At 73.6% G+C, this 23,480-nt stretch carries 24 protein-coding genes and 1 pseudogene; 21 read left to right on the top strand and 4 right to left on the bottom strand.

Annotated elements, in window-relative coordinates:
• Positions 1-15: 15 nt before the first annotated feature.
• On the bottom strand, positions 16-1,200 hold the full coding sequence (locus ACFQ9Z_RS12320; RefSeq protein ID WP_383015008.1) for a pyridoxal phosphate-dependent aminotransferase: 1,185 nt from the start codon (positions 1,198-1,200) through the stop codon (positions 16-18).
• Between the two features lie 234 nt (positions 1,201-1,434).
• Positions 1,435-1,812: an STAS domain-containing protein gene (locus tag ACFQ9Z_RS12315; protein ID WP_383015005.1), complete on the bottom strand. Its 378-nt coding sequence runs from the start codon at positions 1,810-1,812 to the stop codon at positions 1,435-1,437.
• A 161-nt stretch (positions 1,813-1,973) separates the two neighbouring features.
• On the opposite strand from ACFQ9Z_RS12315, the gene ACFQ9Z_RS12310 reads away from it, so the two are divergent.
• A complete protein-coding gene (locus ACFQ9Z_RS12310; protein ID WP_383015002.1) occupies positions 1,974-2,453 on the top strand; it encodes an ATP-binding protein in 480 nt (159 codons plus the stop codon).
• Positions 2,454-2,593: 140 nt separating this feature from the next.
• On the opposite strand, the gene ACFQ9Z_RS12305 is transcribed toward ACFQ9Z_RS12310, so the two are convergent.
• Positions 2,594-2,926, bottom strand: coding sequence for an STAS domain-containing protein (locus ACFQ9Z_RS12305; protein ID WP_383015814.1), 333 nt, complete (start codon positions 2,924-2,926; stop codon positions 2,594-2,596).
• A gap of 280 nt (positions 2,927-3,206) precedes the next feature.
• On the opposite strand from ACFQ9Z_RS12305, the gene ACFQ9Z_RS12300 reads away from it, so the two are divergent.
• Positions 3,207-3,608, top strand: coding sequence for a hypothetical protein (locus ACFQ9Z_RS12300; RefSeq protein WP_383014999.1), 402 nt, complete (start codon positions 3,207-3,209; stop codon positions 3,606-3,608).
• 504 nt (positions 3,609-4,112) lie between these two features.
• Here ACFQ9Z_RS12300 and ACFQ9Z_RS12295 read toward each other — a convergent pair.
• Positions 4,113-4,256, bottom strand: coding sequence for a hypothetical protein (locus ACFQ9Z_RS12295; protein WP_383014996.1), 144 nt, complete (start codon positions 4,254-4,256; stop codon positions 4,113-4,115).
• 14 nt (positions 4,257-4,270) lie between these two features.
• Here ACFQ9Z_RS12295 and ACFQ9Z_RS12290 point away from each other — a divergent pair.
• From ACFQ9Z_RS12290 to ACFQ9Z_RS12200, 19 genes and pseudogenes are all read left to right on the top strand, one after another.
• A pseudogene (locus ACFQ9Z_RS12290) lies at positions 4,271-4,507 on the top strand (tyrosine-type recombinase/integrase); the annotation flags it as partial.
• Positions 4,508-4,709: 202 nt separating this feature from the next.
• Positions 4,710-5,090: a hypothetical protein gene (locus tag ACFQ9Z_RS12285; protein ID WP_383014993.1), complete on the top strand. Its 381-nt coding sequence runs from the start codon at positions 4,710-4,712 to the stop codon at positions 5,088-5,090.
• A 352-nt stretch (positions 5,091-5,442) separates the two neighbouring features.
• Entirely contained in the window at positions 5,443-5,967 is a 525-nt protein-coding gene (locus ACFQ9Z_RS12280; protein ID WP_383014989.1) for a DUF2617 family protein, read from the top strand.
• Positions 5,968-6,115: 148 nt separating this feature from the next.
• Complete coding sequence (locus tag ACFQ9Z_RS12275; RefSeq protein WP_383014986.1) at positions 6,116-7,753, top strand: polyamine aminopropyltransferase; 1,638 nt, start codon at positions 6,116-6,118, stop codon at positions 7,751-7,753.
• 104 nt (positions 7,754-7,857) lie between these two features.
• Positions 7,858-8,616 (top strand): SRPBCC domain-containing protein, encoded by a 759-nt coding sequence (locus tag ACFQ9Z_RS12270; protein ID WP_383014983.1) that lies wholly within the window; start codon positions 7,858-7,860, stop codon positions 8,614-8,616.
• 77 nt (positions 8,617-8,693) lie between these two features.
• Entirely contained in the window at positions 8,694-9,482 is a 789-nt protein-coding gene (locus tag ACFQ9Z_RS12265) for an aldose 1-epimerase (RefSeq protein ID WP_281294389.1), read from the top strand.
• Between the two features lie 10 nt (positions 9,483-9,492).
• On the top strand, positions 9,493-10,041 hold the full coding sequence (pyrE, locus tag ACFQ9Z_RS12260) for an orotate phosphoribosyltransferase (protein WP_383014979.1): 549 nt from the start codon (positions 9,493-9,495) through the stop codon (positions 10,039-10,041).
• Between the two features lie 156 nt (positions 10,042-10,197).
• Positions 10,198-11,220 (top strand): class II fructose-bisphosphate aldolase, encoded by a 1,023-nt coding sequence (fbaA, locus tag ACFQ9Z_RS12255; RefSeq protein ID WP_383014976.1) that lies wholly within the window; start codon positions 10,198-10,200, stop codon positions 11,218-11,220.
• A 63-nt stretch (positions 11,221-11,283) separates the two neighbouring features.
• Positions 11,284-12,738, top strand: coding sequence for an MFS transporter (locus ACFQ9Z_RS12250; protein ID WP_383014972.1), 1,455 nt, complete (start codon positions 11,284-11,286; stop codon positions 12,736-12,738).
• A gap of 262 nt (positions 12,739-13,000) precedes the next feature.
• Positions 13,001-13,414: a DUF3151 domain-containing protein gene (locus tag ACFQ9Z_RS12245; RefSeq protein ID WP_383014969.1), complete on the top strand. Its 414-nt coding sequence runs from the start codon at positions 13,001-13,003 to the stop codon at positions 13,412-13,414.
• Positions 13,415-13,575: 161 nt separating this feature from the next.
• Entirely contained in the window at positions 13,576-14,424 is an 849-nt protein-coding gene (locus ACFQ9Z_RS12240; RefSeq protein WP_383014966.1) for a tryptophan 2,3-dioxygenase family protein, read from the top strand.
• The gene (gene kynU / locus ACFQ9Z_RS12235; RefSeq protein ID WP_383014963.1) at positions 14,417-15,613 is read left to right on the top strand and encodes a kynureninase; all 1,197 of its coding nucleotides are present in this window, start codon (positions 14,417-14,419) and stop codon (positions 15,611-15,613) included. The genes ACFQ9Z_RS12240 and kynU overlap by 8 nt, the downstream gene beginning before the upstream one ends.
• A 164-nt stretch (positions 15,614-15,777) precedes the next feature.
• Entirely contained in the window at positions 15,778-16,683 is a 906-nt protein-coding gene (locus ACFQ9Z_RS12230) for an alpha/beta hydrolase (RefSeq protein WP_383014960.1), read from the top strand.
• Positions 16,684-16,820: 137 nt separating this feature from the next.
• The gene (locus ACFQ9Z_RS12225; RefSeq protein ID WP_383014956.1) at positions 16,821-17,831 is read left to right on the top strand and encodes an alpha/beta hydrolase; all 1,011 of its coding nucleotides are present in this window, start codon (positions 16,821-16,823) and stop codon (positions 17,829-17,831) included.
• A gap of 40 nt (positions 17,832-17,871) precedes the next feature.
• Complete coding sequence (locus ACFQ9Z_RS12220; protein WP_383015811.1) at positions 17,872-19,119, top strand: acyltransferase; 1,248 nt, start codon at positions 17,872-17,874, stop codon at positions 19,117-19,119.
• 235 nt (positions 19,120-19,354) lie between these two features.
• Entirely contained in the window at positions 19,355-20,689 is a 1,335-nt protein-coding gene (locus ACFQ9Z_RS12215; RefSeq protein WP_383015808.1) for a sensor histidine kinase, read from the top strand.
• Positions 20,686-21,366: a response regulator gene (locus ACFQ9Z_RS12210; RefSeq protein WP_383014953.1), complete on the top strand. Its 681-nt coding sequence runs from the start codon at positions 20,686-20,688 to the stop codon at positions 21,364-21,366. Before ACFQ9Z_RS12215 ends, ACFQ9Z_RS12210 begins: the two co-directional genes overlap by 4 nt.
• A gap of 92 nt (positions 21,367-21,458) precedes the next feature.
• The gene (locus ACFQ9Z_RS12205; protein WP_383014950.1) at positions 21,459-22,799 is read left to right on the top strand and encodes a histidine kinase; all 1,341 of its coding nucleotides are present in this window, start codon (positions 21,459-21,461) and stop codon (positions 22,797-22,799) included.
• The gene (locus ACFQ9Z_RS12200) at positions 22,796-23,461 is read left to right on the top strand and encodes a response regulator transcription factor (protein ID WP_143629818.1); all 666 of its coding nucleotides are present in this window, start codon (positions 22,796-22,798) and stop codon (positions 23,459-23,461) included. Before ACFQ9Z_RS12205 ends, ACFQ9Z_RS12200 begins: the two co-directional genes overlap by 4 nt.
• Positions 23,462-23,480: the final 19 nt, after the last annotated feature.

Raw genomic sequence — 23,480 nt, 5'->3', positions numbered from 1 at the left:
CCCCGGACCGCGCCCTCACATGCGCCGCAGCCGCTCCGCGGCCTCCCGCAGCACGTCCTCGCGCTTGCAGAACGCGAACCGCACGAACGGCGCGCCCGCCTCGCGGTCGTCGTAGAACACGGCGTTGGGGATCGCCACCACGCCCGCCCGCTCCGGCAGCGCGCGGCAGAAGGCGAAGCCGTCCTTCTCGCCGAGGGGCCGGATGTCGGTGGTGACGAAGTAGGTCCCGGCGGGCCGGAAGACCTCGAACCCGGCCTGGGCCAGGCCCTCGGCCAGGATGTCCCGGCGGGCCCGCATGTCCCGGCGGAAGTTCTCGTAGTACGAGTCCGGCAGCGCCAGCGCCTGCGCCACCGCGTACTGGAACGGACCCGCGGACACGTAGGTCAGGAACTGCTTGGCCGAGCGCACGGCGCTCACCAGGGGCGGCGCGGCCGTCACCCAGCCGACCTTCCAGCCGGTGAACGAGTAGGTCTTGCCGGCCGAGCCGATCGTCACCGTGCGCTCGCGCATCCCGGGGAACGTCGCCAGCGGTGTGTGCTCGGCGTCGTCGAAGACCAGGTGCTCGTAGACCTCGTCCGTCACCACCAGCAGGTCGCGCTCCACCGCCAGCTCGGCCACCGCCGCCAGCTCGGCCCGGGTGAGGACCGTGCCGGTCGGGTTGTGCGGGGTGTTGATCAGCAGCAGACGGGTGCGGTCCGTGACGGCCGCGCGCAGCTCGTCGAGGTCCAGGCGGAAGGCGCCCTCGTGCGGCCGGAGCGTCACCGGCACCCGGCGGCCGCCCGCCATCGCGATGCTCGCCGCGTAGGAGTCGTAGTACGGCTCAAGGGCCACCACCTCGTCGCCCGGCTCCAGCAGCGCCAGCAGGGACGCCGCGATCGCCTCCGTGGCGCCGGCCGTCACCAGCACCTCGGTGTCGGGGTCGTACGACAGCCCGTAGCGCCGCCGCTGGTGCGCGGCGATCGCCGCGCGCAGCTCGGGGACGCCCGGCCCCGGCGGGTACTGGTTGCCGCGCCCGTCGCGCAGCGCGCGCACCGCGGCCTCCCGGATCTCCTCGGGGCCGTCGGTGTCGGGGAAGCCCTGCCCCAGGTTGATCGCCCCGGTCGACGCGGCGAGGGCGGACATCTCGGCGAAGATCGTCGTGCCGAACTCCGCCAGGCGGCGGTTGAGGTACGGGCGTGCGCTGGAGGTCATGCCGGCCATCCTGCGCCCAAGCTCTGGACTTCCTCAACATAGCTTCGGCGATGGACACCTGGGATGTCACCCGGCGTGCCTCACCTGACCAGGAAGAAAGCCCCCATCATCTGGCGTCGCCTGTCATCGTTGGCCGCCCTCGGACGGCCCAGAGACGGCCCAGGGATGCCGGGTGGTCGTACGCTCGTGGCCACGTGATGCCCAGGGCGACTTCGCGGAGAGCGGAGGCTGGCGGAGCGGCCTTCAGATACTGAGTGCCTGGGAGAGGGTTTCGTGGCAGTCGATGACGGTGTCGATGCCGACGAGGTGCAGAACGCGTTGCACGGATTCGCAGGGTCGGGCCAGGCGGAGCCAGCCGCCGGTGTCGCTGAGGGCGCGGTGGGTGGTGATGAGGACGTTGATGCCGCTCGAGTCCATGAAGGTCACCTGCCCCAGGTCCACCACGACTCGGGGCCGGGGCGCGTCGGGGACTTCGAGGGCTTGGCGGAACGTGTCACCGGTCTGGTGGTCGATCTCTCCGGCGACGGTCAGCACGTGGATACCGTCGGTGACAGAGAGGGTGGTCGATAGCCCGCCCGCCTGCACCGCCTGTTCGGTATCCGCCACCTCTTTTTCAGCCATGTCGGTGATACTGGCACAGCCATGTCCTCGCGGGAATCGGTGCCCTAGACGGCACGAGGTGATGCCTGGATGAGACGAAGACAACACGGGGGCGCCAGGCGTCACCTTCCTTGGCGCGGGTAAACGCGCGGGGTGTGAACGGGGTAGTGAAGGCGGCCGTCATGGAATCAGCCCCTGTGGGCCAGGAAGGCACCACGCCTGGTGAACAGGTCATCCAGACCGCAGTGGCCTTGGACGGGACCGGCACGGTCATCGCCGAGGCCCGGCACCTGGCCGCCGACTTCCTCACCCGCGTCCAGGCCGACCACGGCCTGCCGGTCTCCCAGCGCGCCCTGGACCTCACCCAACTGGTGGTGAGCGAGCTGGTCACCAACGCGCTCAAGTACGCTCCGGGGCCGCTGCTGCTGGATTTGCGGATCGCCGGTGACACGGTCGAGGTCGTCGTGTGGGACTCCGACCCGGTACTGCCCATCGCCCGGGCCGCGGATGTCGGCCGGGTGGGCCAGCACGGCCTGGAGATCGTCCTGGCCGTTGCCCAGGCCTTCGAAGCACAGCGAGAACCCGTCGGCAAACGCATCACCGCCCGCATCGCCCTGCTGGACGACCCGAGCGGTGCGGTCGCCGGGCGACGCCCCCTGTAAGGGCACGGCGCCGAGCTCCTCAGGTCCGTCACACAAGCAGCCTGGCAGCGAGCTGGCGAATTGCGCCACTGGTGGCATCGTCGGCGCTCAGTGGGTCGCTTGGCAGCCACAGCAACAAGCTGACCTGTGCGAGTCATGTCCTATCCGATCAGGGCGGCCTCAGCGTCCGTGACCGTGTCGTACGGACGCATGAGTTGGTCAACTCCAGTAATCCGAAGCAACTGGCTCAGGAACGCTGGCAGGCATGTGAGGGCCACTGTCGCTCCCGCCTGCTCCGCGTGCCAACGCGCCGCCAGTATCACGTTCAACCCTGCTGAATCGCAGAACTCGACACCGGACATGTCCAAGACGATGAATGGAGCGCCGGAGTCCACCAGTTCGAGAATTTGTGGCGTGAAGATCGGCGCAGTCATATGGTCCATCTCGCCGTACACCTGGGCCACCAGGCAGGGGCTAGTGCGGACTGGTTTCACTGCGGGATCAGCAGTCACGACCCATCACCTGTCACGAGCACGACCAGCGGATGCGGACAGTGCCGTCGTGTCCATGTCGAGTAGCGGGCCCGCGCGGACGAGCCTACCCCCGCGACCTAGACGCAGCACGGGTGCTGCAACCGGGGCTCAGGGCCTGAGCACGGTGCCTGCCGCATCCTTGCTGCGGTCTGAGTGCCGCGCTTTCAGCGCCTTACACCCACTCATCCGTCGCCTATCGAGGTGGGTCACTGAGAGCGCTTGAACCTTACGGAGCGTAATAATGCTCTTCGTGCAGCCACTGCCGGTTCCGTGCCCCGCCCGCCTCATCCCGGTCGCCACTGGCGCCGGCGCGTTCTACGACGCGTACCAGAAGGCCATAGCGGACAGTGCTGTGTTCGTCGCCATCGAATGTGAAGGAAACCGGTGGACGGTGAAGGCGGATACGCTCACTGCTGGCCCCCGGCACGTGGTTTCCGATGTAGTCAACGAGGAAGTCCGGGCCGCGATGACTCGCCTAGTGGAGAGGGGCGAGGTCGACTGGGGCGCTTACATGGGGCCGATTTACTTCATGATGCATGGGGTGCGGCCCGAAGAACGAGCCCGCGAACTCGCTGCCGCGCTTCACGCCGCTCTGTACGGAGATCTTGAACCCCTGACCCGGTCCGTCCCTCCCACAGTTTGACCGCACACGGCTGCGCCGGCTGACGACCTCGACCACCACCTAACCTCAGCTCCCATCCCGTACGCCGTCGACCCACACACCGTGGAGCGGGCGTGGTTCCTGGCGTCCAGGTGGAGCGCGCCACTGTACGAACGACCTGGACGCCAGGGGCCGCGTCTGCTCGGCTCTGCCTGGGTCGATGGTGTGCGGGATGGGAGCCCTCAGCATCCGCCATCACGGACCCGCGGGCGGCGATGGCGCCCCCTCCATCCCGGTGCCGGCCGATCCCCCGCCGGAGGCACTGTTCTGACCGTGGCCGCGCCATGCGGTGATCGGCTCATGGCCACCGGCCCTATCCACCTGTGGGCGCGCGTCGGCGCAGCGCGGGCGGAGCGGGCCGGAGGGAGGAGCGGCGCCCGCAGCGGAGCCGGGAACGCGCCCGGCGGAGCGGAGCGCAGCCGGGGCTTGATGAGGTAGAGAAACCTGTAACAGCTCTCGGCCTGGTGGCTCAGGAGGCTGCGTGGCTCAGGGAGAGGGCTGGTTGGTAACCAGGAGTCGGCTGGTGAAGCCCTCGTGGCGCAGCCGGTCGTAGGCCTCGAGTACGTCGTTCGGCACGGGCTGGCTGATCATGAAGCCCTGCGCCGGATACGGCCGCAGGGTGTGGCCCATCTGGTGGTGACGGTGACGGCAAGTACGAGTCGGCGCGCGAGCACGGGATGCATGCCCTCCGGCACTTCTACGCCTCCGCGCTGCTGGACGCCGGCGAGAACATCAAGGCCGTCAGCGAGTACATGGGGCATGTCGACCCGGCTCTGACGCTGCGGGTGTACGCCCACCTGATGCCTGACAGCCGCGAGCGTGCCCGGCGTGCCATCGACTCCGTGCTGTGGGGTGCCTCGCGAAAAGATCACGGCCCCTAGACGGCCCAGGAAGACAGCGACGGCCCCTGATCTGCCCTTTTCCGCAGGTCAGGGGCCGTTGGCGTGGAAGAACCCTCTGAACTTCCTCAACTCCGCTTTGACGCGGCCGGCGGCCGGGCATCCCCCGGTCACCGCACGCAAGGCGGTGACAGCGAGGCGCCCACGGGGGGCCGCTTCGGGGGAAAGGAAGGAGGGCGGCGCCATGGAGATCGGTTTCAGCCTGGCTCTGCTCGCGCTGCTGATCATCGCGGGGACGGCGGGCCGCGTGCGCAGGAAGCGGGCCGGCAGGAAGGGCCCGGACCTCGCCAAGGGCAGGTCCCGCCCGGCCGGCCGGGCCCGCTCGTCCCGCACCAGGTCCTCGTCGTCCTCGTCGTACGACAGCGGCAACAGCTGGTGGGCCGCGGGCGCGGCGGACGGCGGATCGTCGTCCGGCGGTCATCACGGCGGCCACTCCGGCGGCCACCACTCCTGCGGGGGAGGGCACTCCTCCTCGTGCGGCGGTGGCTCCTCCTGCGGTGGCGGCTCGTCCTGCGGCGGGGGCTCCTCGTGCGGTGGCGGCGGTGGCTGCGGCGGGGGCAACTGACACGACGGCGGCGGGGGAGGCGGCCGGGCACGGGGCGGCCGCCTCCCCGGGGCCCCGGGCGCCCGCCGGAGGGCACCGGTCCGGCGGACGCCCCGGTGTTTCCCGGCCGCGCGCCCGGCGCACGCCGTAGTTGAACAGTTGAGCTGTGGAGCCCTCTGAGGGATGGAAACCCCACGAACTTGGGTAAAAACGCTGTGGTGGCCCCACTGTTCATGATTCCCTCTTATTCACCAATACGGCCACCTTGCTCACCGACACAGCCCTCGGACTCCCGCAGTCACCCCCACCGGCCGGGCTGACTGGGCTGACAAGGCCGAACTCCCCTCTCCTTGTTCGTTAGCGGAGCCGACCCATGCTCACGACCCTGAACACCGCCTACACCGACACCCGTGCCGCCGACCTCGCCTGGGCCCTCGGCCGCGAGCCGCTGCCCGCCCTGGCCACCCTCGACCTGGAACTCGGCGGACTCAGCCTGCAGTTGCGGCTCCTCGGCGCGTCCCACCAGGTGCTGCTCGAGGAGGAACGGGGGCGATGTTCGGAGACGGTCGCGTGCATCCCCGGATCCAGCACCCCGCTTCCGCTGGGCGTGGCCAAGCGGGTCGACGACTGGGAGTACGAGTTCGCGGCGCGCGTCGAGGTGCTCACGCCGGGCTCGTTCGAGGGGCGCGCCCAGGAGCTGCTGGCCCTCGTCTCCGACCACCCGCACGGCCTCGCCGGTGTCTTCCCCGGCAGCCCGCACGCCTTCACCGCGCTGCTGGCCCAGTGGCACGAGGGCCAGGTCCACTGGCGCACCTGGCATGCCTATCCGCAGGACGGGCAGCTGGTCGCGACCCGGACCCGGGTCGGTGCGCGGGTCCCGGCCGGCCGGGCGGGCTGACGCCCGCCGGGAGGCGCGGCGCGGGTCCGCCGGGGACCCGCCGGGCCGCACGCTTCCCGCGCGTCCCAAACCGGTAATGCGACAACTGCCCGGAGTTCCACACGCGCGGGTGACGAAGCGTACCGAGTGCGTGACGTAACGTCGCAGCGTGATCGAACCGCACGCTCCCGCTCGCCCGGGGACCCCGCCCTGGACGGCCCCCGTACGGCTGCCGGTGCGGCCCCGCACCGGACGGTTCCTGGTCCTCGCGTGCGTCTTCGTCTGCGCGGCCTGCGGGCTGGTGTACGAACTCGAACTCGTGGCCTTCGCCTCGTACCTGATCGGCGACTCGGTCACCCAGGCGTCCGTGGTGCTGTCCGTGATGGTGTTCGCGATGGGCGTCGGCTCCCTCGCGGCCAAGCGGCTGCGCTGGCACGCGGCCGCCGGGTTCGGCGCGATCGAGATCGCGCTCGCCCTGGTCGGCGGCTGCAGCGCGATGGCGCTGTACGCGGTCTTCGCCTGGACCGGCGGCTGGGGCGGGATCTGGGCCGACGGCCCGCGCTGTCTGCTGGTCGCCTTCTCGCTCGCCATCGGCCTGCTCGTGGGCGCCGAGGTGCCGCTGCTGATGGAGCTGATCCAGCGCATCCGCCGCCAGGACGCGGGCGGCGCGGTCGCCGACCTGTTCGCCGCCGACTACGTGGGCGCGCTGGTCGGCGGTCTCGCCTTCCCGTTCCTGCTGCTGCCGTTCCTCGGCCAGTTGACCGGGGCGCTGCTCACCGGCGCGGTCAACGTGCTCGCCGGGGGCGCCCTGGTGCTCGGCCTGTTCCGCCGCGACCTGAGCCGCCGGGCCCGCTGGACCCTGCTGCCGGCCGGCCTCGCCGTGCTCGGCGTCCTCGGCTGCGCGGCCGCCCTCGCCGACGACTTCGAACGCGCCGCCCGGCACGCGGTGTACGGCAAGGACGTGCGGGTCGCCGTGCGGACCGGCGGGCGGGAGGTCGTCCTCGCCGGCGGCACCGGGGGCCGGCCCCTGTACCTCTTCCTGGACGGCCGGCTCCGGGTCGGCGGCCGCGACGCGCTGCGCCGTCCCGAGGCCCTCGTCCAGCCCGCGCTGAGCGGCCCGCACGCCCGCGTGCTGATCCTCGGCGGCGGCGACGGCCTGGCCGCCCGCGAGGTCCTGCGCCACCACGACGTGCGCCGCGTCGACCTGGTCGAGCCCGACGCCGGGCTCACCCGCCTGGCGCGCCGCGACCCCGGCCTGTCCCGCCTCAACGGCCACGCCTACGCGGACCCCCGCCTGCGCCTGACGACGGCGGACGCGTTCACCTGGCTGCGCGGGACGCCGGCGGGGGCGTACGACGTCCTGATCGCGGACCTGCCCGACCCGGGCGACACCGCCGGCACCAAGTTGTACTCCCAGGAGTTCTACGGCCTGGCCCGCCGCGCCCTCGCGGCCGACGGGCGGCTCGTGGTGCACGCCGGCCCGGTCACCGCCCGCCCCCGCGCGTTCTGGACGGTGGCCTCGACCCTCCGGGCGGCCGGCTTCGCCAGCACCCCCTACCGGGTCCCCGGCCGGGACTCCGGGTTCCCGGCCGGTCCCGGCCGCCCGGCCGAGGCCGCCCGGGCCCCGGACGACTGGGGGTTCCTGCTGGCGGCTCCGGGCGGTACGGCGCCGCGGCTGCGGCTGGACCCGCGGGGACCCCGGCCGCGCACCCTGACCGAGGACGACCTGGCCTCCGACGCGCGCGCGGCGGCCGCCACCCGGATCGCGGGGCTGCCGGCCTCGACGCTGGTGCACCCGCGCTACTGACCCACGGGGCGCTCCCGGGCTCGCGGGCGGTCGCGGAAGGCGGGTTCACGGCTTCCCCGCGCGGGAGGGTGCGTTCCGGCCGGGACTGGGTAGGCTCAGCCGACATGGAGCACCAGGTCTTCGTCCCGGTTCCGGCCGACCGGCTCAGGGAGGCGCTCGCCGAGCCCGCCCGGGTCGCCCGGGCGGTCCCCGGACTCCAGCAGGACGCCGGTGCCGAACCCGTCGCGGGACGGCTCAAGCTGCGGGTCGGCGGACACTCCGTCACCTACCGCGGGGCGCTGCGCATCACGCCCCGCGACGACGGCAGTTTCGCCGTCGACGGCGAGGCCGGCGAGGCCCGCGGCAGCGGCACCGCCAAGGTCGCGCTCACCCTGCGCCTCGCGGGCACCCAGGACGGCACCACCGTCACGGTCGAGGGCACCGCGGACGCCGACGGGCGTATCGCGGAGCTTCCGGCGGAGGCGGTCAGCTCGGCGGTCACCCGGCTGCTGAACCGCTTCGTGGAGAGCCTGGCGGCGAGCCCGGACAACCCGGACCGGGCGCCCGGTCCCGAGTCCGCCTCCCTCTTCGAGACCGAGGTCCCGCCGCCCTCCCTCGACCCGGCCGCGGACGCCGCCGACCGCACGGCGGACGACTTCGCCGCCACGGGCGAGCCGCCCGCCGAGGCCGCGCACGCGCGCCGGACGATGATCGGCCGCAGCGCGGAGGAGGTCGACCACGCGCCGCCGCGCGGCCGTTACGCCCCGGTCCCGGCACCCCAGACCGTCGCCGGCAACCAGATCCTGCGTTGGGCGGCCCCCGCGGCCGCCCTGGCCCTGGCCTCCGCGATCGTGGTGAACCGCGCCCTGCGCCGACGCCGGTAGGGCCTGTGCACGGGCCGGACCGGGCGGACGCGTGCGTGCGGCGGACGCCCTCTTGATCGCCCCAGTAGGGTCGTCCCGTGAGTAACGAAGACATCACGCTGACCGCGGGCGACGCGGAGGTGAGCGTGCGGCCCGGCAACGGCGGCCGTATCGGTGGGCTGCGGATCGGCGGCGTGGAGCTGCTGCGCCAGGGCGAGCGCTACGGCTGCTTCCCGATGGTGCCCTGGTGCGGCCGGGTCCGCGAGGGCCGCTTCCTGGACGGCGCCACCGTCCGCCAGATGCCCCTCAACTCCCCGCCGCACGCCATTCACGGCACCGCGCGCGACGGCGCCTGGCGCACCGCCCGGGTGTCGGCGGACGAGGCCGTCATCACCTACGACCTGACCGACCCCTGGCCGCACCGCGGCCGCGTGACCCAGGTGGTCTCGCTGACCGGGGACAGCCTGACCCTGACCATGTCCGTGGAGGCGTACGACGACTCCTTCCCGGCGCAGATCGGCTGGCACCCCTGGTTCCACCGCAGCCTCGGCGGCGCCGACGTGCTGCTCGACTTCAAGCCCGCCTGGCAGGAGGAGCGCGGCGCCGACCACCTGCCCACCGGCAACCGCGTCGACCCCGGGCCCGGCCCCTGGGACGACTGCTTCGGCATGCCCGGCGGCGTCGACGTCACCCTCACCTGGCCCGGGCAGCTGGAGCTGAAGGTGACCAGCCGCGAGGAGTGGGTGGTCGTCTACGACGAGCAGGCCGAGGCGGTGTGCGTCGAGCCGCAGACCGGCCCGCCCAACGGCCTCAACACCCTCCCGCGCCTGGTCACCCCGCTGGAGCCGCTGGAGGCGACGACCACCTGGACCTGGCGACGCCTCTAAGCTGGGCGGCATGACGGACACACGCGGCGCGCTGCTGCAGCAGATCAAGGACAAGGCCGTGGTGCACGGCAAGGTGACCCTGTCTTCGGGTCTCGAGGCCGACTACTACGTCGACCTGCGCCGCGTCACCCTCGACGGCGAGGCCGCCCCGCTGGTCGGCCAGGTGCTGCTGGACCTGACCGCCGACCTGGAGTTCGACGCGGTGGGCGGCCTCACCATGGGCGCCGACCCCGTGGCGGCCGCCATGCTGCACGCGGCCGCCGCGCGCGGCAGGCGGCTCGACGCGTTCGTCGTCCGCAAGGCCGCCAAGGCGCACGGCATGCAGCGGCGCGTGGAGGGACCGGAGATCGCGGGCCGGCGGGTGCTCGTCGTGGAGGACACCTCCACCACCGGCGGCTCGCCGCTCACCGCCGTCGAGGCCGTGCGCGAGGCGGGCGCCGAGGTCGTCGCCGTCGCGACCATCGTCGACCGGGCCACCGGCGCGGCCGAGAAGATCGAGGCCGGCGCGGGCGTTCCGTACCGGTTCGCCTTCTCGAAGGATGAACTGGGGCTGGACTGACGCCCGGAATTGACCTGGACTTGCCCGTGGCTTGGCCGGAGCGCCTCGCACCGGCTCATGTCTGGAAAGATGGGGACGACGATGACGTCACACCCAAGGTCTAGGTCAGGGCCGTAGTACGCAGAACCCCAACCCGCACACTCCAAGGAGCGGACCATGCCCATCGCAACCCCCGAGGTCTACAACGAGATGCTCGACCGGGCGAAGGCAGGCAAGTTCGCCTACCCGGCCATCAACGTCACCTCGAGCCAGACCCTGAACGCCGCCCTGCGCGGCTTCGCGGAGGCGGAGAGCGACGGCATCGTCCAGATCTCCACTGGTGGCGCCGAGTTCCTGGGCGGCCAGTACAACAAGGACATGGTGACCGGCGCCGTCGCGCTCGCCGAGTTCGCGCACATCGTCGCCGAGAAGTACCCGGTCAACATCGCGCTGCACACCGACCACTGCCCGAAGGACAAGCTCGACGGGTACGTGCGTCCGCTGCTGGCGCTCTCCCGCAAGCGCGTCGAGGCCGGTCTCAACCCGCTGTTCCAGTCGCACATGTGGGACGGCTCCGCCGAGACCCTCTCCGACAACCTGAAGATCGCGCAGGAGCTGCTGGAGCAGGCCCGCGCCGCGAAGATCATCCTCGAGGTGGAGATCACCCCGACCGGCGGCGAGGAGGACGGCGTCTCGCACGAGATCAACGACTCCCTCTACACCACGGTCGAGGACGCGATCCGCACCGCCGAGGCCCTGGGCCTGGGCGAGAAGGGCCGCTACCTGCTGGCCGCCTCCTTCGGCAACGTGCACGGCGTCTACAAGCCGGGCAACGTCGTGCTCCGCCCCGAGCTGCTGAAGGAACTGGCCGACGGCGTCTCCGCCAAGTTCGGCAAGGCGGCCCCGTTCGACTTCGTCTTCCACGGCGGCTCCGGCTCCACCGAGCAGGAGATCCTCACCGCGCTGGAGAACGGCGTGGTGAAGATGAACATCGACACGGACACCCAGTACGCCTTCACCCGTCCGGTCGCCGACCACATGTTCAAGAACTACGACGGCGTCCTGAAGGTCGACGGCGAGGTCGGCAACAAGAAGACCTACGACCCGCGCACCTGGGGCAAGCTGGCCGAGGCGAGCATGGCCGCGCGCGTCGTCGAGGCCACGCAGAACCTGCGCTCGGCGGGCAACAAGATCAAGTAAGTCGCCTACCGCGACTTCGGCGGGCCCGGTGCCTCGGCACCGGGCCCGCTGTATATCTGGAACATGCCCGATGTCCGGCTGGGCTCGTCCCAGGGCAAGTGGATCCTGCTCACCACGGTGCTCGGCTCCAGCATGGCCTTGCTGGACTCCACCGTGGTCAACGTCGCGCTGCCGACCATCGGCCGCGACCTGGACGCGAGCCTCGCGGCCCTGCAGTGGACGGTCAACGCCTACATGGTCACGCTGGCCGGCCTGATCCTGCTGGGCGGCTCCCTGGGCGACCGCTACGGCCGCCGGCGAATCTTCGTGCTGGGCGTCGTCTGGTTCGCGGCCGCCTCCCTGCTCTGCGGGCTCGCCCCGAACCCCGTGGTGCTGATCGCCGCCCGTGCCCTGCAGGGCGTCGGCGGCGCCCTGCTCACCCCCGGCTCGCTCGCCCTCATCCAGGCCTCCTTCCACCCGGACGACCGCAGCCGGGCGGTCGGGCTCTGGTCCGGCTTCGGCGGGGTCGGCGCGGCCGTCGGCCCGTTCCTGGGCGGCTGGCTGGTGGACGGTCCCGGCTGGCGCTGGGTGTTCCTGCTCAACGTGCCGCTCGCCCTGCTGTGCGCGCCGATCGCCGTACGGCACGTGCCGGAGTCCTCCGCGGGCCCCGGCAAGGGCCGCTTCGACGTGCTCGGCGCCGGCCTCGGCGCGCTCGCCCTGGCCCTGCTGACGTACGCCCTGATCGAGGCGGGCGGCGGCGGTCCCGGGGTGGTGGTGAGCGCGCTCCTCGGCCTGGCCGCGGCGGTGGCCTTCGTGTACGTCGAGAGGCACCGCGCCGACCCCATGCTCCCGCCCGGCATCTTCGCCTCACGCCGGTTCACGGCGGTCAACCTGGTCACGCTGTGCGTGTACGCGGCCTTCGGCGGCTTCTTCTTCCTGACCGCGCTCCAGCTCCAGGTGGTGTCCGGCTACTCGCCCCTCCAGGCCGGCACGGCCCTGCTGCCGACGACGGTCCTGATGCTGCTGTTCTCGGCCCGCTCGGGCGCCCTGGCCGACCGCACCGGCCCGCGGCTGCCGCTCACCGTGGGGCCCCTGCTCTGCGCGGCGGCGATGCTGCTGATGCTGCGGGTGGGCGAGCACGCGGACTACCTCACCGACGTCCTGCCCGCGCTCCTCGTCATGGGCACCGGCATGGTCACCCTGGTCGCCCCGCTGACCGCCACCGTGCTCGCCTCCGTCGACACCGCCCGGGCGGGGCTGGCCAGCGGCATCAACAACGCGGCGGCCCGGGCGGCGGGCCTGGTCGCGGTGGCCGCGCTGCCGCTGCTGACGGGCATGGGGCCGCAGGCGTACCGGTCCCCGGCGGCCTTCGACGCGGCGTTCTCCCGGGCGATGCCCATCTGCGCGGCGGTGCTGCTGCTGGGCGCGGTGCTGGCGTTCACCTTGATCCGCCGGCCGCCACCCGGCTGCCGCCACCCGGAGTGCCACACCCACTGCGGCGTGGCGGCTCCCCCGCTGGAGCCGGAACGCCGCGGTTAGCCGCGGGCGGGGCCGGGGGCCGGGTCGCGGGTCGGCTGCGGGTGCGTGAGGGCCGGCCGCGCAGTTCCTCGCGGCCCTGGTCAGGCGCCGGTGTCGTGTGGTCGGTGGGGTGGGGGTTGGTCGCGCAGTTCCCCGTGTCGCCGGTCAGGCCTGCGTGCGGCACAGGGGGAGCGCGTCCGCACCGGTCGAGCGGAGGCGTCCGCGAAGATCAGGTACCCCCCGCCGGTCCGCCGCGGAACCGCCCGTGCGCCAGACTGGTGGCATGACGATTCACGAGAACCTCCTCGGCGGCCCGCCCCCCACCCACCTCCCCGACGACCCGGAGCCCCGCGAACTGCTGGCGACCGGCACCGCCCCCGCGGACGTCGCCGCCAAGTACCCCACCTCCTCCCTCGCCTGGGCCCAGCTCGCCGACGAGGCGTTCGAGCGGGGCGCGGTCGTGGAGTCGTACGCCTACGCCCGGACGGGCTACCACCGCGGCCTGGACGCCCTGCGCCGCAACGGCTGGAAGGGCCACGGCCCGGTGCCCTGGGAGCACGAGCCGAACCGCGGCTTCCTGCGCGCCCTGCACGGCCTCGCCCGCGCCGCCCAGGCGATCGGCGAGCAGGAGGAGTACGAGCGCTGCTCGCAGTTCCTGAAGGACTCCTCGCCCACGGCGGCCCAGACCCTCGGCTGACCGACCCGGCCGGCCACGGCGTCACCTGTGTGGCCCGTCTGGCAGCAGGCGGGCCTTGCCGTGACCGGAGTGATTGCGGAGGATTCGGGGTGGGGACCGGGGCCCCCGTGCCGGCATCGGCAGGGGCGGACCGCCACCCGGAGCAACAACAGGAGACAGCGATGTCGCAACCGGCTCACCCCCCTCACGAGGCCGCTGAGCCCGAGACCCCGCATCTCGACTTCGCGGGCACGACGCCGTACGAGGACTATGTCCGGGCGGACGTGCTCACCCACCTCCAGCACACCCTCTCCGACGATCCCGGAGAGATGGTCTTCCTGGTGACGACCCAGGTGATGGAGCTGTGGTTCACCGTGGTCGTGCACGAGTGGGAGACGGCCGCGAAGGCCCTCCGCCAGGACGACGTGCCGACCGCGATCGCCGCGCTGAAGCGTTCCGTGCGTGAACTGGAGGCGCTGAACGCCTCCTGGAAGCCGCTCGGCCAGCTCACCCCGGCGCAGTTCAACTCGTACCGCGGCGCCCTCGGCGAGGGCTCCGGATTCCAGTCGGCGATGTACCGCCGGCTGGAGTTCCTGCTCGGCGAGAAGTCCGCGTCGATGCTGGTCCCGCACCGCGGCGCCCCCCGCGCCCACGCGGAGCTGGAGAAGGCCCTGCACGAGCCGAGCCTGTACGACGAGGTGCTCCGGCTCCTGGCCCGCCGCGGCCACGCGATCCCCGCCTCGGTGCTGAACCGGGACGTCTCCCAGCGCTACGAGCCCTCGGACGCCGTCGAGTCGGCCTGGGCCGCTCTCTACGCCGGCGACCAGGACGACGAGCTGGTGCGTCTCGGCGAGGCCCTGTCCGACGTGGCCGAGCTGGTCTGGCGCTGGCGCAACGACCACCTGGTCGCCACCCGGCGCGCGATGGGCTCGAAGACCGGCACGGGCGGCTCGGCGGGCGTGGCCTGGCTGGAGAAGCGCGCCCGCAAGAACGTGTTCCCCGAGCTGTGGACGGCGAGGTCCCATGTCTGAGCGTCCCGAACTGGCCCTGCGCGCCAAGGAACTGGACGCGGCCGACGAACTGGCCCCGCTGCGCGGACGCTTCGTCCTCGACGACGTGGTCTACCTGGACGGCAACTCCCTGGGCGCCCTGCCCGTGAACGTGCCGGACCAGGTGGCGGACGTGATCCGCAGGCAGTGGGGCGAGCAGCGCATCCGCTCCTGGGACGAGAACGGCTGGTGGACGGCTCCGGAGCGGATCGGCGACCGGATCGCCCCGCTGGTCGGCGCGGCACCGGGCCAGATCGTGGTGGGCGACTCCACGAGCGTCAACGTCTTCAAGGCGCTCGTGGCGGCGGTCCGGATGGCGGGCGACGACCGTGACGAGCTCCTCGTCGACGCGACGACGTTCCCCACGGACGGCTACATCGCCGAGTCGGCCGCCCGGCTGACCGGCCGCACGCTGCGCCCGGTGACCCCGGCGGACGTGCCCGCCGCGCTGAGCGGGCGCACGGCGGCGGTGCTGCTCAACCACGTCGACTACCGCTCCGGCCGGCTGCACGACCTGCCCGGCCTCACCGCCGCGGTCCACGCCTGCGGCGCCCTCGCGGTCTGGGACCTGTGCCACAGCGCGGGCGCGCTGCCGGTGGGCCTGGACGAACACGGGGTGGACCTGGCGGTCGGCTGCACCTACAAGTACCTGAACGGCGGGCCCGGTTCACCGGCGTACCTGTACGTGCGCCGGGAGTTGCAGGACCGCTTCGACTCGCCCCTGCCCGGCTGGACCTCCCACGCCGAACCCTTCGCCATGAACCCGGCCTACGCGGCGGCGCCGGGCGCGGTGCGCGGCCGGGTCGGCACCCCGGACATCCTCTCCATGCTGGCCCTGGAGGCCGCCCTGGAGGCGTGGGACGGGGTGTCCGTCGACGCGGTACGCGCCAAGTCCCTGGCACTGACGGACTTCTTCCTGGAGTGCGTCGGCGCGTACACCGAGCCCGGCCGGGTCGAGTGCGTGACCCCGGCGCCGCACGCGGAGCGGGGCAGCCAGATCGCGCTGCGCTGCCCCGACGCCGGCGAGGTGATGAAGCGGCTGATCGAACGGGGCGTGGTGGGCGACTTCCGCCACCCCGACGTGCTCCGCTTCGGCTTCACCCCGCTGTACGTCGGCTTCGCGGACACCGAACGCGCGGCCCGGGTGCTGGGAGAGCTGCTGAGCCCGTGACGTGAACGGCGGCGGGGCGCCCCCAGGCCCCCCCGCCGCCGCCCGGCGACCCCGTGTCCGCCCACGTCACCCGCCTGGTACCGTCCCGGCCAACGGCCGACGCCGCGTACCGACCCGTACCCGCCAGGTCCGCCGAACCCATCCCGCCGCTGAGAGGTTGGAGCATGCCGGACGACGCCGCAGCAGCCCGCGCCGCCGCCGAAGAGGAGTCGGCCTTCTCGCACCCCGAGGTCGACCCCGACGCCACCGCCTCCTACGGCGACCACCCCGACCAGGTGATCGACTTCTACGCCCCGCGGACCGGCGCCCCCGGCGCCCCCCTGGTCGTCGTCCTGCACGGCGGGGCCTGGCGCGCCCGCTACGACCGCCGCCACGTCACCCCGTTCGCCGGCCACCTGGCCCGCGCCGGGTTCGCGGTGGCCAACGTCGAGTACCGGCGCGGCGGCGAGCCCCTGATCCCCGCCCGGACACAGGGCGACGGGCCCGGTCCCGAGGCCGCGACACCGCCGGCCGGCCGCTGGCCCGACACCTTCGACGACGTGGCCGCCGCCCTGGACGCCCTGCCCGGCCTGGTCCGCGAGGCGCTCCCGCAGGCCGACGCGCGCCGCACGGTGCTCACCGGGCACTCGGCGGGCGGCCACCTCGCCCTGTGGGCCGCGGCCCGGCACGTCCTGCCCGCCGACGCCCCCTGGCGCACCGACGGCCCCGCCCCGCTGCGCGGTGTGGTGGCACTCGCCCCGATCGCCGACTTCGACGTGGCGGAGAAACTGGACGTCTGCGGCAACGCCTCCCTGCAACTCCTCGGCGGACACGACCACTTCGCCGAGCGCCGCCCGTACGCCGACCCCGCGCTGCTGCTCCCGACCGGCATCGCCACCACGCTGGTCCAGGGCCGCGAGGACCTGGTGGTGCCGCAGCCGGTGGCCGAGTCGTACGCGGACGCGGCGGCGAAGGCGGGCGAGATGGTGGGTCTGACCCTGCTGGCGGACGTCGGCCACTTCCCGCTGATCGACCCGGCGACGGACGCCTGCGCGGTGGTGACCGAGGAGATCGCCCAGCTCGCCTGGTGAGCCGCCCCGGTCATACCCGTAGTACCTGAGAGCTACCCCGCGGGACAGCTCTCCGGCGGGACGCCGGCGACGCCCTCCGGCTCCTAACTTCCCTTCTCGACAAGCCCGATGGCCGGGCTTGGCGAAGGGAAGCCACCATGGGGCAAGCGCCGCCGTCCGCCGCCGGTCCGCACCCGCCGCCGCCCCGCCGGGGCCGGTGTCGGCCGGGGCGGAACGGGATCTGGCGCCAGGCGCTGCTCACCGCCGCCACGGTCGTCGCCCTGACCGCCGCCGCGCGCTCCACGATCCCCGCCCCGCCCCCGGCCGGTCACGCCCCGCCCACCGCGGCCACCCTGGCGTCGGTCTACGCGGCGAACCGGGCCAACGCCGCCGAGGCCGCCGTCATGGCCGCCGCCCACGGCGACGCGCACCGGGCCGCCGCCGACCGGGCGCTGGCCGCCCGCGAGCTGCTCGCCTTCGACGGCCGCGGCCCCGGCCAGGCCACCGAGGTCCTCGGCGAGCTGCGCCGGGCCGACCGCGTCGCCGTCCTGGTACCCGGCTCGGACACCTCGATCGACACCTACGCCCGCTTCCACCGGGCGGCGGCCGCCCTGTACGACGACCTCACGCGCCGTGCTCCCGCCGGCGTCCGCGTCGCCGTGGTCGCCTGGCTCGGTTACCGCACCCCCGGCACGGTCAGCGCCACGGTGACCACGACCGCCAGGGCCGACGAGGCGGCGCCCCGTCTTCGCGCCCTCACCGGGCGGTTGCGCGCCATCGCCCCCGCGCGGGCCCGGATCTCCCTGCTCTGCCACTCCTACGGCTCCGTCGTCTGCGGCCGGGCCGCGCACGGTCTGGACGTCGGCGACGTCGTCCTCGTCGGCAGCCCGGGCACGGGCGCCGCCACCGTCGCCGGGCTGCACACCCGTGCCCGGATCTGGGCGGCGCGCGGCAGCCGCGACTGGGTGGCCCACGTCCCGCACGTACGGGCCGGCCTGCTGGGCGCCACCGTCGGCTTCGGCGCCGACCCGGTCTCCCGGGCCTTCGGCGCCCGGGTCTTCGACGCCGCGGACGCCGATCACAGCGGCTACTTCGCCCCGGGCTCGGCCGCCCTCGCCAACCTGGCCCGGATCACCCTCGGCACCACCTCGGAGGTGACCCGTGCCTGAGCCGGTCCCCGGCCCCCGTCGCCGTACTCCCGACCGCACCCTGACGGCAGAGGCCCCCCGCCCGCCGCGCCTGACGCACGCGGTACGGCGGGGCGCCCGCCGCGTGGACGCCGCCACCCCGGCCTCCCGGGACCGCGCGGTCGACGCGCTGCGCGCCCTCGCGATCCTCGGTGTGGTCCTCGGCCACTGGCTGGTCACCGCCCTGGTGCCGCAGGACGGGGCGCTGCACACGGCGAGCCCGTTGCGGCACCTGCCGTGGCTGGCCCCCGTCTCCTGGGTCTTCCAGACCCTCGCGGTGTTCTTCCTGGTCGGCGGTCATGTGGCGACGCGCTCACTGGCCTCGGCGCGGACCCGGGGGCTCTCGTACGGGGCATGGCTGCGCAGCCGCCTGGCCCGTCTGCTCCGGCCGGTGCTCGCGCTCCTCGCCCTGTGGACGGCGGCGGCCGCCGCCCTGCTGCTGAGCGGCGTCCCTTTCGCGACGCTGCACACGCTGCTCAAACTGGCCCTGTCGCCGCTGTGGTTCCTGCTGGTCTTCGCCGCCCTCACGGCGGCCACCCCGCTGCTCGTCCGGCTCAGCCCGCTCTGGCCGCTGGCCGTCGTCCTGCATGTGGACATCCTCCGCTTCGGCCTGCACACCGGCCCCTCCTGGCTGGGCTGGGTGAACGTGGCGGCCGGCTGGCTGGTCCCGTACACCCTGGGCGCCGCCTGGACCCGCGGTGAGCTGGACGGCCGCCGCGCGGCCCGGCTGCTGCTCCTCGGCGGCACGGCGGCCACGGTCCTGCTGGTGACGTGCGCGGGCTATCCCGCGTCCATGGTCGGGGTGCCGGGCGCCACCGTCTCCAACCTGAACCCGCCGACGCTGGCGGCCGTGACCTTCGGACTGGCCCAGTGCGGGCTGGCCCTCCTGCTGCGCGACCGGCTGCGCCGGGCGATGCGCCGCCCGCTCGCCTGGGCGGCCGCGGCCCTGGTCAACCTCTCCGCGATGACCGTCTTCCTGTGGCACCAGACGGCCCTGATGACCACCACGGTCACCGCCCTCGCGGCCGGCCGGCTCCCCGGCCTGCACACCCAGCCGGACGGCCCGCACTGGGTCGCGGCCCGGCTCCTCTGGCTGCCGGTGTTCACCGCCGTACTCGCCCTGTACTGGTCGGTGTTCCGCTCCTGCGAGCAGGGCACGCGCCGCCGTCCCGCGAGCGGCGGTTCCTCCGGCCGGTCCCGGGTGGTCCGCGTGCACCGCGCCGCTGACCGGGGCCCCGCGGGCGCGGGCCACCGGACCCGCAGGCCTTAGGGCATGTCTGACGATTCCCGCCGGGCCCGCGACGTCTGGCACCGCACCTCGCCGCGTTGTCGGGTGCGCCCAGGTACGTCCAGTACGAGGGCGACCCTCCGCCTTGCGATGCACGGCACCGGACGCCGCGGGCTGATCCGCCGCGGATCGTCAGACAGGCCCTAGGGTGGACCGCGTGACGGAGACGGGGGGCCGCCGGGCACCGGTGCTGCTCGCGGACTGGGGCCGGCGCCGGATGCGGGTGCTGCGCGGCGACCTGTGGGACTTCAGGCCGGATCCGCTGCCCGTCTCCGTGTGGCTGCGTTGGCTGCCGCACGGCCTGCTGTGGCTGACCGCGTTCGGGGTCACCGTCGGCGGCAGCGCGCAGCTCGGGGACAACGGACACCTGCAGCCCGGAGCGGCCTTCGTGATCGCCCTGGCGCAGGGCGGTGCGATCGTGCTCGCGATGTGGCGGCCCGTCGCGGGCTGGTGGCTGTCGACGGCCGGGACCGTGGTGGGCGCCGCGGCGGTGCACGGCAGGCTGGACCTGGTGCCAGGCGTGACGTTCACCTGGCCCTGGACCGCGGCCGGCATCGTCGCCCACCTGCTCGTCCTGCTGCTGCTCGCGCTGCGCGTGCGCACCCGGGTCTCGGCCGAGGCGCTGGCCCTGACCGCACTGGTCACCTGGCTCCTGCAGGGTGTGTGGGGCGGCTCGCGCTACCAGCCCACCGGAGTCCTCGCCGTCGTCCTGTCCGCGGTCGTCGTGGTCCTCGGCGCCGCCCTGCGCGGCCGCCGGGTGGCCCGCGCGGAACTCGTCGAGCAGACCTCCCTGACCGCTGAGGAGCGGGCCCGCCGCACCCTGCTGGAGGAGCGCAGCCGCATCGCCCGGGAACTGCACGACGTGGTCGCGCACCACATGTCGGTCATCTCCATCCAGGCGCAGGTGGCCCCGCATCTCGTCGAGCGGCCGTCGCCGGAGCTGGTCGAGAACCTCGCGGGCATACGGCAGAACGCGCTGGAGGCGCTCACCGAACTGCGCCGGGTGCTCGGCGTGCTGCGGTCGGAGAACCCCGAGGACCCCTACGGCCTGGGCGACCCCGGCACCGGCACGGCCCCGGACGCCCCCCAGCCCACGCTCGACCGGCTCGACGCGCTGATCGAGAACACCCGGGCGGCCGGACTGGACGTGACCGCCGAGGTCGGCGGCGCGGCGCGGCCCTGCGCCCCGGGGGTGGAGCTGTCGGCGTACCGGATCGTGCAGGAGGCGCTGAGCAACGCCCTGCGGCACGCGCCCGGTTCGACGGTCCGGGTCGAGGTCGCGCACGGCCCGGACGGGCTGCGGCTGACGGTGACCAACTCACCGCCGCGCCGCCCCGTGCCGTCCTCCCCGGGCGCCGGGCACGGGCTGCTCGGCATGCGGGAGCGCGCGGCGATGCTCGGCGGCCGTGTCACCGCCGGCCCGGCACCGGACGGCGGCTTCGCGGTCGCAGCCTTCCTGCCCCGGGACGGCGCCCCGTCCGCCGCCCCGCCCGGCGCGCTCGACCGTGGCGAGCCGCCCCACCCGTCCACGACAGGAGACCAGACGCCATGACGAGCGGCGCCGGCACCATCCGCGTACTCATAGCCGACGACCAGCAGATGGTCCGGCAGGGCTTCACCGTGCTGCTCGACACCAAGCCCGGCATCCGGGTGGTCGGACAGGCGGTGCACGGTCTGGACGCCATCGCCAAGGTCCGCGAACTGAGCCCCGACGTGGTGCTGATGGACATCCGGATGCCCGAGCTTGGCGGCATCGAGGCGACCCGCCGCATCACCGCCGACCACCCTGACGTCCGGGTCCTGGTGCTGACCACGTTCGACCTCGACGAGTACGTGTACCAGGCGCTGCGCGCGGGGGCCTCCGGCTTCCTGCTGAAGGACGCCTCCGCCGACCAGCTGGCCGAGGCGGTCCGGGTGGTGGCCGCCGGAGACGCGCTGCTCGCCCCGGGCATCACCCGCCGGCTGATCGCCGAGTTCTCCCGGCTGGACGGCACGCCCCGGCCCCCGCTCAAGCGGCGGGTCGGCGACCTGACCGAGCGGGAGACCGAGGTGCTGACGCTGATCGCGCAGGGCCTGTCGAACGCGGAGATCGCCGGGCGGCTGGTGGTGGCCGAGCAGACGGTGAAGACGCACGTGGGCCGGATCCTGGTGAAGCTGGGGCTGCGCGACCGCACCCAGGCGGCCGTCTTCGCCTACGAGTCGGGCCTGGTGCGGCCGTCCCGGTACTGACGCCCGGCGGAGCCGTAGTACTTGAGGGGGACGGCCGAGGACCCTTCTGCGAGGTGACGACCGCCGGCCCGGCGCGGCCTACCGTTGCCCACGTGACCGAGACGACGCACACGCAGACGATTCCGGCGGGTGGAGCCGAGCGGCCGCGCAGCCCCGAGCGTGAGCTCGCCGGGGACGCCCTGCGCGGCCTGCGGCAGGACCTGTTCGACGACGCCTTCGCCTACCGCCCGCTGCCCCGGACCGGGGCCGTCGGGCGCTCCGGCAGCCCGACGCGGTACTCGGGCTGGACACCGCACGCCGTCGTCATCGGTCTTGGCGGGCTGGCGATGCTGATCGGGCTGGCGGGCACGAGCGGCTCCGGCCCGGTGCCGCTGCTGTGCGGGCTGCTGGCGCTGGGACCGGTGCTGCTGACCCTGGTGCGTCCGGTGGGCGCCTTCTGGTTCTCGCTCGCCGCGACCACGGTCCTCTCCGTGATCGGCGGGGCGACCGGCATGGACTGGCCGTGGGGACCGGGCAGCTTCGTCTCGCACCTGGTGGTGCTCACGGTGGTGGCGATACGCACCCGCCCGCGCACGGCGGCCTGGATGTGGGTGCTCACCGCGGTCTACGGCTTCCTGACCGACACCCTCCTCGGCTGGAGCCACTACGACACCGACGTGGCGCCGATGCTGATCCTCTCGGCGCTGATCCTGCTGGTGGTCACCGTGCGGCACATCCGCCGGCAGGCCCAGCGGGAGGTCACCGAGCAGCGGACGGTGACCGCGGAGGAACGCTCCCGGCGGACCCTGCTGGAGGAGCGCACGACCATCGCCCGCGAGCTGCACGACGTGGTCGCGCACCACATGTCGGTGGTCGCCATCCAGGCCGAGGCGGCGCCGTACCGGGTGGACAACCCGCCTGAGGAGCTGGAGAAGGCGTTCGCCACCATCCGGGAGAACGCGGTGGCGGCGCTGACCGAGCTGCGCCGGGTGCTCGGGGTCGTCCGCGCGGAGGACTACGAGGCCCCGGACGCCCCGCAGCCGACCCTCGCCGACCTGGACCGGCTGCTGGCCAACGTGCGGCAGGCAGGTCTCGGCGTGGAGAAGGCGGTGACCGGCGCGGTGCGCGAGCTGCCGCAGGGCGTGGAGCTGTCGGCGTACCGGATCGTGCAGGAGGCGCTGAGCAACTCCCTGCGGCACGCGCCGGGCGCGGACGCCCGGGTGGAGATCGGGTACGTGCTCGGCGGCCTCGGCCTGCGCGTGGTCAACGGCCCGCCGCCCGCTCCCCACCTCGTGCAGCCGTCCCCCGGAGCCGGCCACGGCATCACCGGCATGCGGGAGCGTGTCGCCATGCTGAACGGCGAGATGACGGCGGGGCCGGCGGCCGACGGGGGGTACGAGGTGACGGTGTTCCTGCCGGTCCCTGCGGCCGGAGCGACCGAGGACGGGGCATGACGATCCGGGTACTGGTCGCCGACGACCAGATGATGGTGCGCGAGGGCTTCTCGGTCCTGCTGAACGCGATGCCGGACATCGAGGTCGTCGGCGAGGCCGTCAACGGCCGGGAGGCGGTCGAGCGGGTGCGGGAACTCGCCCCGGACGTGGTGCTGATGGACATCCGCATGCCCGAACTGAACGGCATCGAGGCCACCCGGGAGATCGTCGCAGCGGACGGCGCCGCGAAGGTGCTGGTGCTGACCACGTTCGACCTGGACGAGTACGTGTACCAGGCGCTGCGCGCCGGCGCCTCCGGGTTCCTGCTGAAGGACGCCTCGGCCCGTCAACTGGCGGACGGCGTCCGGGTGGTGGCCTCCGGCGAGGCGCTGCTCGCCCCCTCGGTGACCAGGCGGCTGATCACCGAGTTCTCCCGGCTCGCGGACTCCCCGCGCCTGATGCCGTCGGCGCAGGCGGCCTACGGGGAGCTGACCGAACGGGAGACGGAGGTGCTGGTCCTGATCGCGCAGGGCCTGTCGAACGCGGAGATCGCCGGGCGGCTGGTGGTGGCCGAGTCGACGATCAAGACCCATGTGAGCCGGATCCTGGTGAAGCTGGGCCTGCGGGACCGCACCCAGGCTGCGGTGTTCGCGTACGAGGCGAGGCTGGTCACACCGGGCTGAGCCGGGCTAGCGTCCCTCC

The organism is Streptomyces sp. NPDC056580, from assembly GCF_042793175.1.
Taxonomy (GTDB): Bacteria; Actinomycetota; Actinomycetes; order Streptomycetales; family Streptomycetaceae; genus Streptomyces.
The sequence above is the reverse complement of the archived record's forward strand: the minus strand, read 5'-3'. Positions and strand labels throughout refer to the sequence as shown.

Excerpts from the sequence above, each read along its gene's own strand:
- ACFQ9Z_RS12320 (WP_383015008.1), bottom strand. The coding sequence starts at position 1,200 with ATGGCCGGCATGACCTCCAGCGCACGCCCGTACCTCAACCGCCGCCTG.
- ACFQ9Z_RS12315 (WP_383015005.1), bottom strand. The coding sequence starts at position 1,812 with ATGGCTGAAAAAGAGGTGGCGGATACCGAACAGGCGGTGCAGGCGGGC.
- ACFQ9Z_RS12310 (WP_383015002.1), top strand. The coding sequence starts at position 1,974 with ATGGAATCAGCCCCTGTGGGCCAGGAAGGCACCACGCCTGGTGAACAG.
- ACFQ9Z_RS12300 (WP_383014999.1), top strand. The coding sequence starts at position 3,207 with ATGCTCTTCGTGCAGCCACTGCCGGTTCCGTGCCCCGCCCGCCTCATC.
- ACFQ9Z_RS12295 (WP_383014996.1), bottom strand. The coding sequence starts at position 4,256 with ATGGGCCACACCCTGCGGCCGTATCCGGCGCAGGGCTTCATGATCAGC.
- ACFQ9Z_RS12285 (WP_383014993.1), top strand. The coding sequence starts at position 4,710 with ATGGAGATCGGTTTCAGCCTGGCTCTGCTCGCGCTGCTGATCATCGCG.
- ACFQ9Z_RS12280 (WP_383014989.1), top strand. The coding sequence starts at position 5,443 with ATGCTCACGACCCTGAACACCGCCTACACCGACACCCGTGCCGCCGAC.
- ACFQ9Z_RS12270 (WP_383014983.1), top strand. The coding sequence starts at position 7,858 with ATGGAGCACCAGGTCTTCGTCCCGGTTCCGGCCGACCGGCTCAGGGAG.
- pyrE (WP_383014979.1), top strand. The coding sequence starts at position 9,493 with ATGACGGACACACGCGGCGCGCTGCTGCAGCAGATCAAGGACAAGGCC.
- fbaA (WP_383014976.1), top strand. The coding sequence starts at position 10,198 with ATGCCCATCGCAACCCCCGAGGTCTACAACGAGATGCTCGACCGGGCG.
- ACFQ9Z_RS12250 (WP_383014972.1), top strand. The coding sequence starts at position 11,284 with ATGCCCGATGTCCGGCTGGGCTCGTCCCAGGGCAAGTGGATCCTGCTC.
- ACFQ9Z_RS12245 (WP_383014969.1), top strand. The coding sequence starts at position 13,001 with ATGACGATTCACGAGAACCTCCTCGGCGGCCCGCCCCCCACCCACCTC.
- ACFQ9Z_RS12240 (WP_383014966.1), top strand. The coding sequence starts at position 13,576 with ATGTCGCAACCGGCTCACCCCCCTCACGAGGCCGCTGAGCCCGAGACC.
- kynU (WP_383014963.1), top strand. The coding sequence starts at position 14,417 with ATGTCTGAGCGTCCCGAACTGGCCCTGCGCGCCAAGGAACTGGACGCG.
- ACFQ9Z_RS12230 (WP_383014960.1), top strand. The coding sequence starts at position 15,778 with ATGCCGGACGACGCCGCAGCAGCCCGCGCCGCCGCCGAAGAGGAGTCG.
- ACFQ9Z_RS12225 (WP_383014956.1), top strand. The coding sequence starts at position 16,821 with ATGGGGCAAGCGCCGCCGTCCGCCGCCGGTCCGCACCCGCCGCCGCCC.
- ACFQ9Z_RS12215 (WP_383015808.1), top strand. The coding sequence starts at position 19,355 with ATGCGGGTGCTGCGCGGCGACCTGTGGGACTTCAGGCCGGATCCGCTG.
- ACFQ9Z_RS12210 (WP_383014953.1), top strand. The coding sequence starts at position 20,686 with ATGACGAGCGGCGCCGGCACCATCCGCGTACTCATAGCCGACGACCAG.
- ACFQ9Z_RS12200 (WP_143629818.1), top strand. The coding sequence starts at position 22,796 with ATGACGATCCGGGTACTGGTCGCCGACGACCAGATGATGGTGCGCGAG.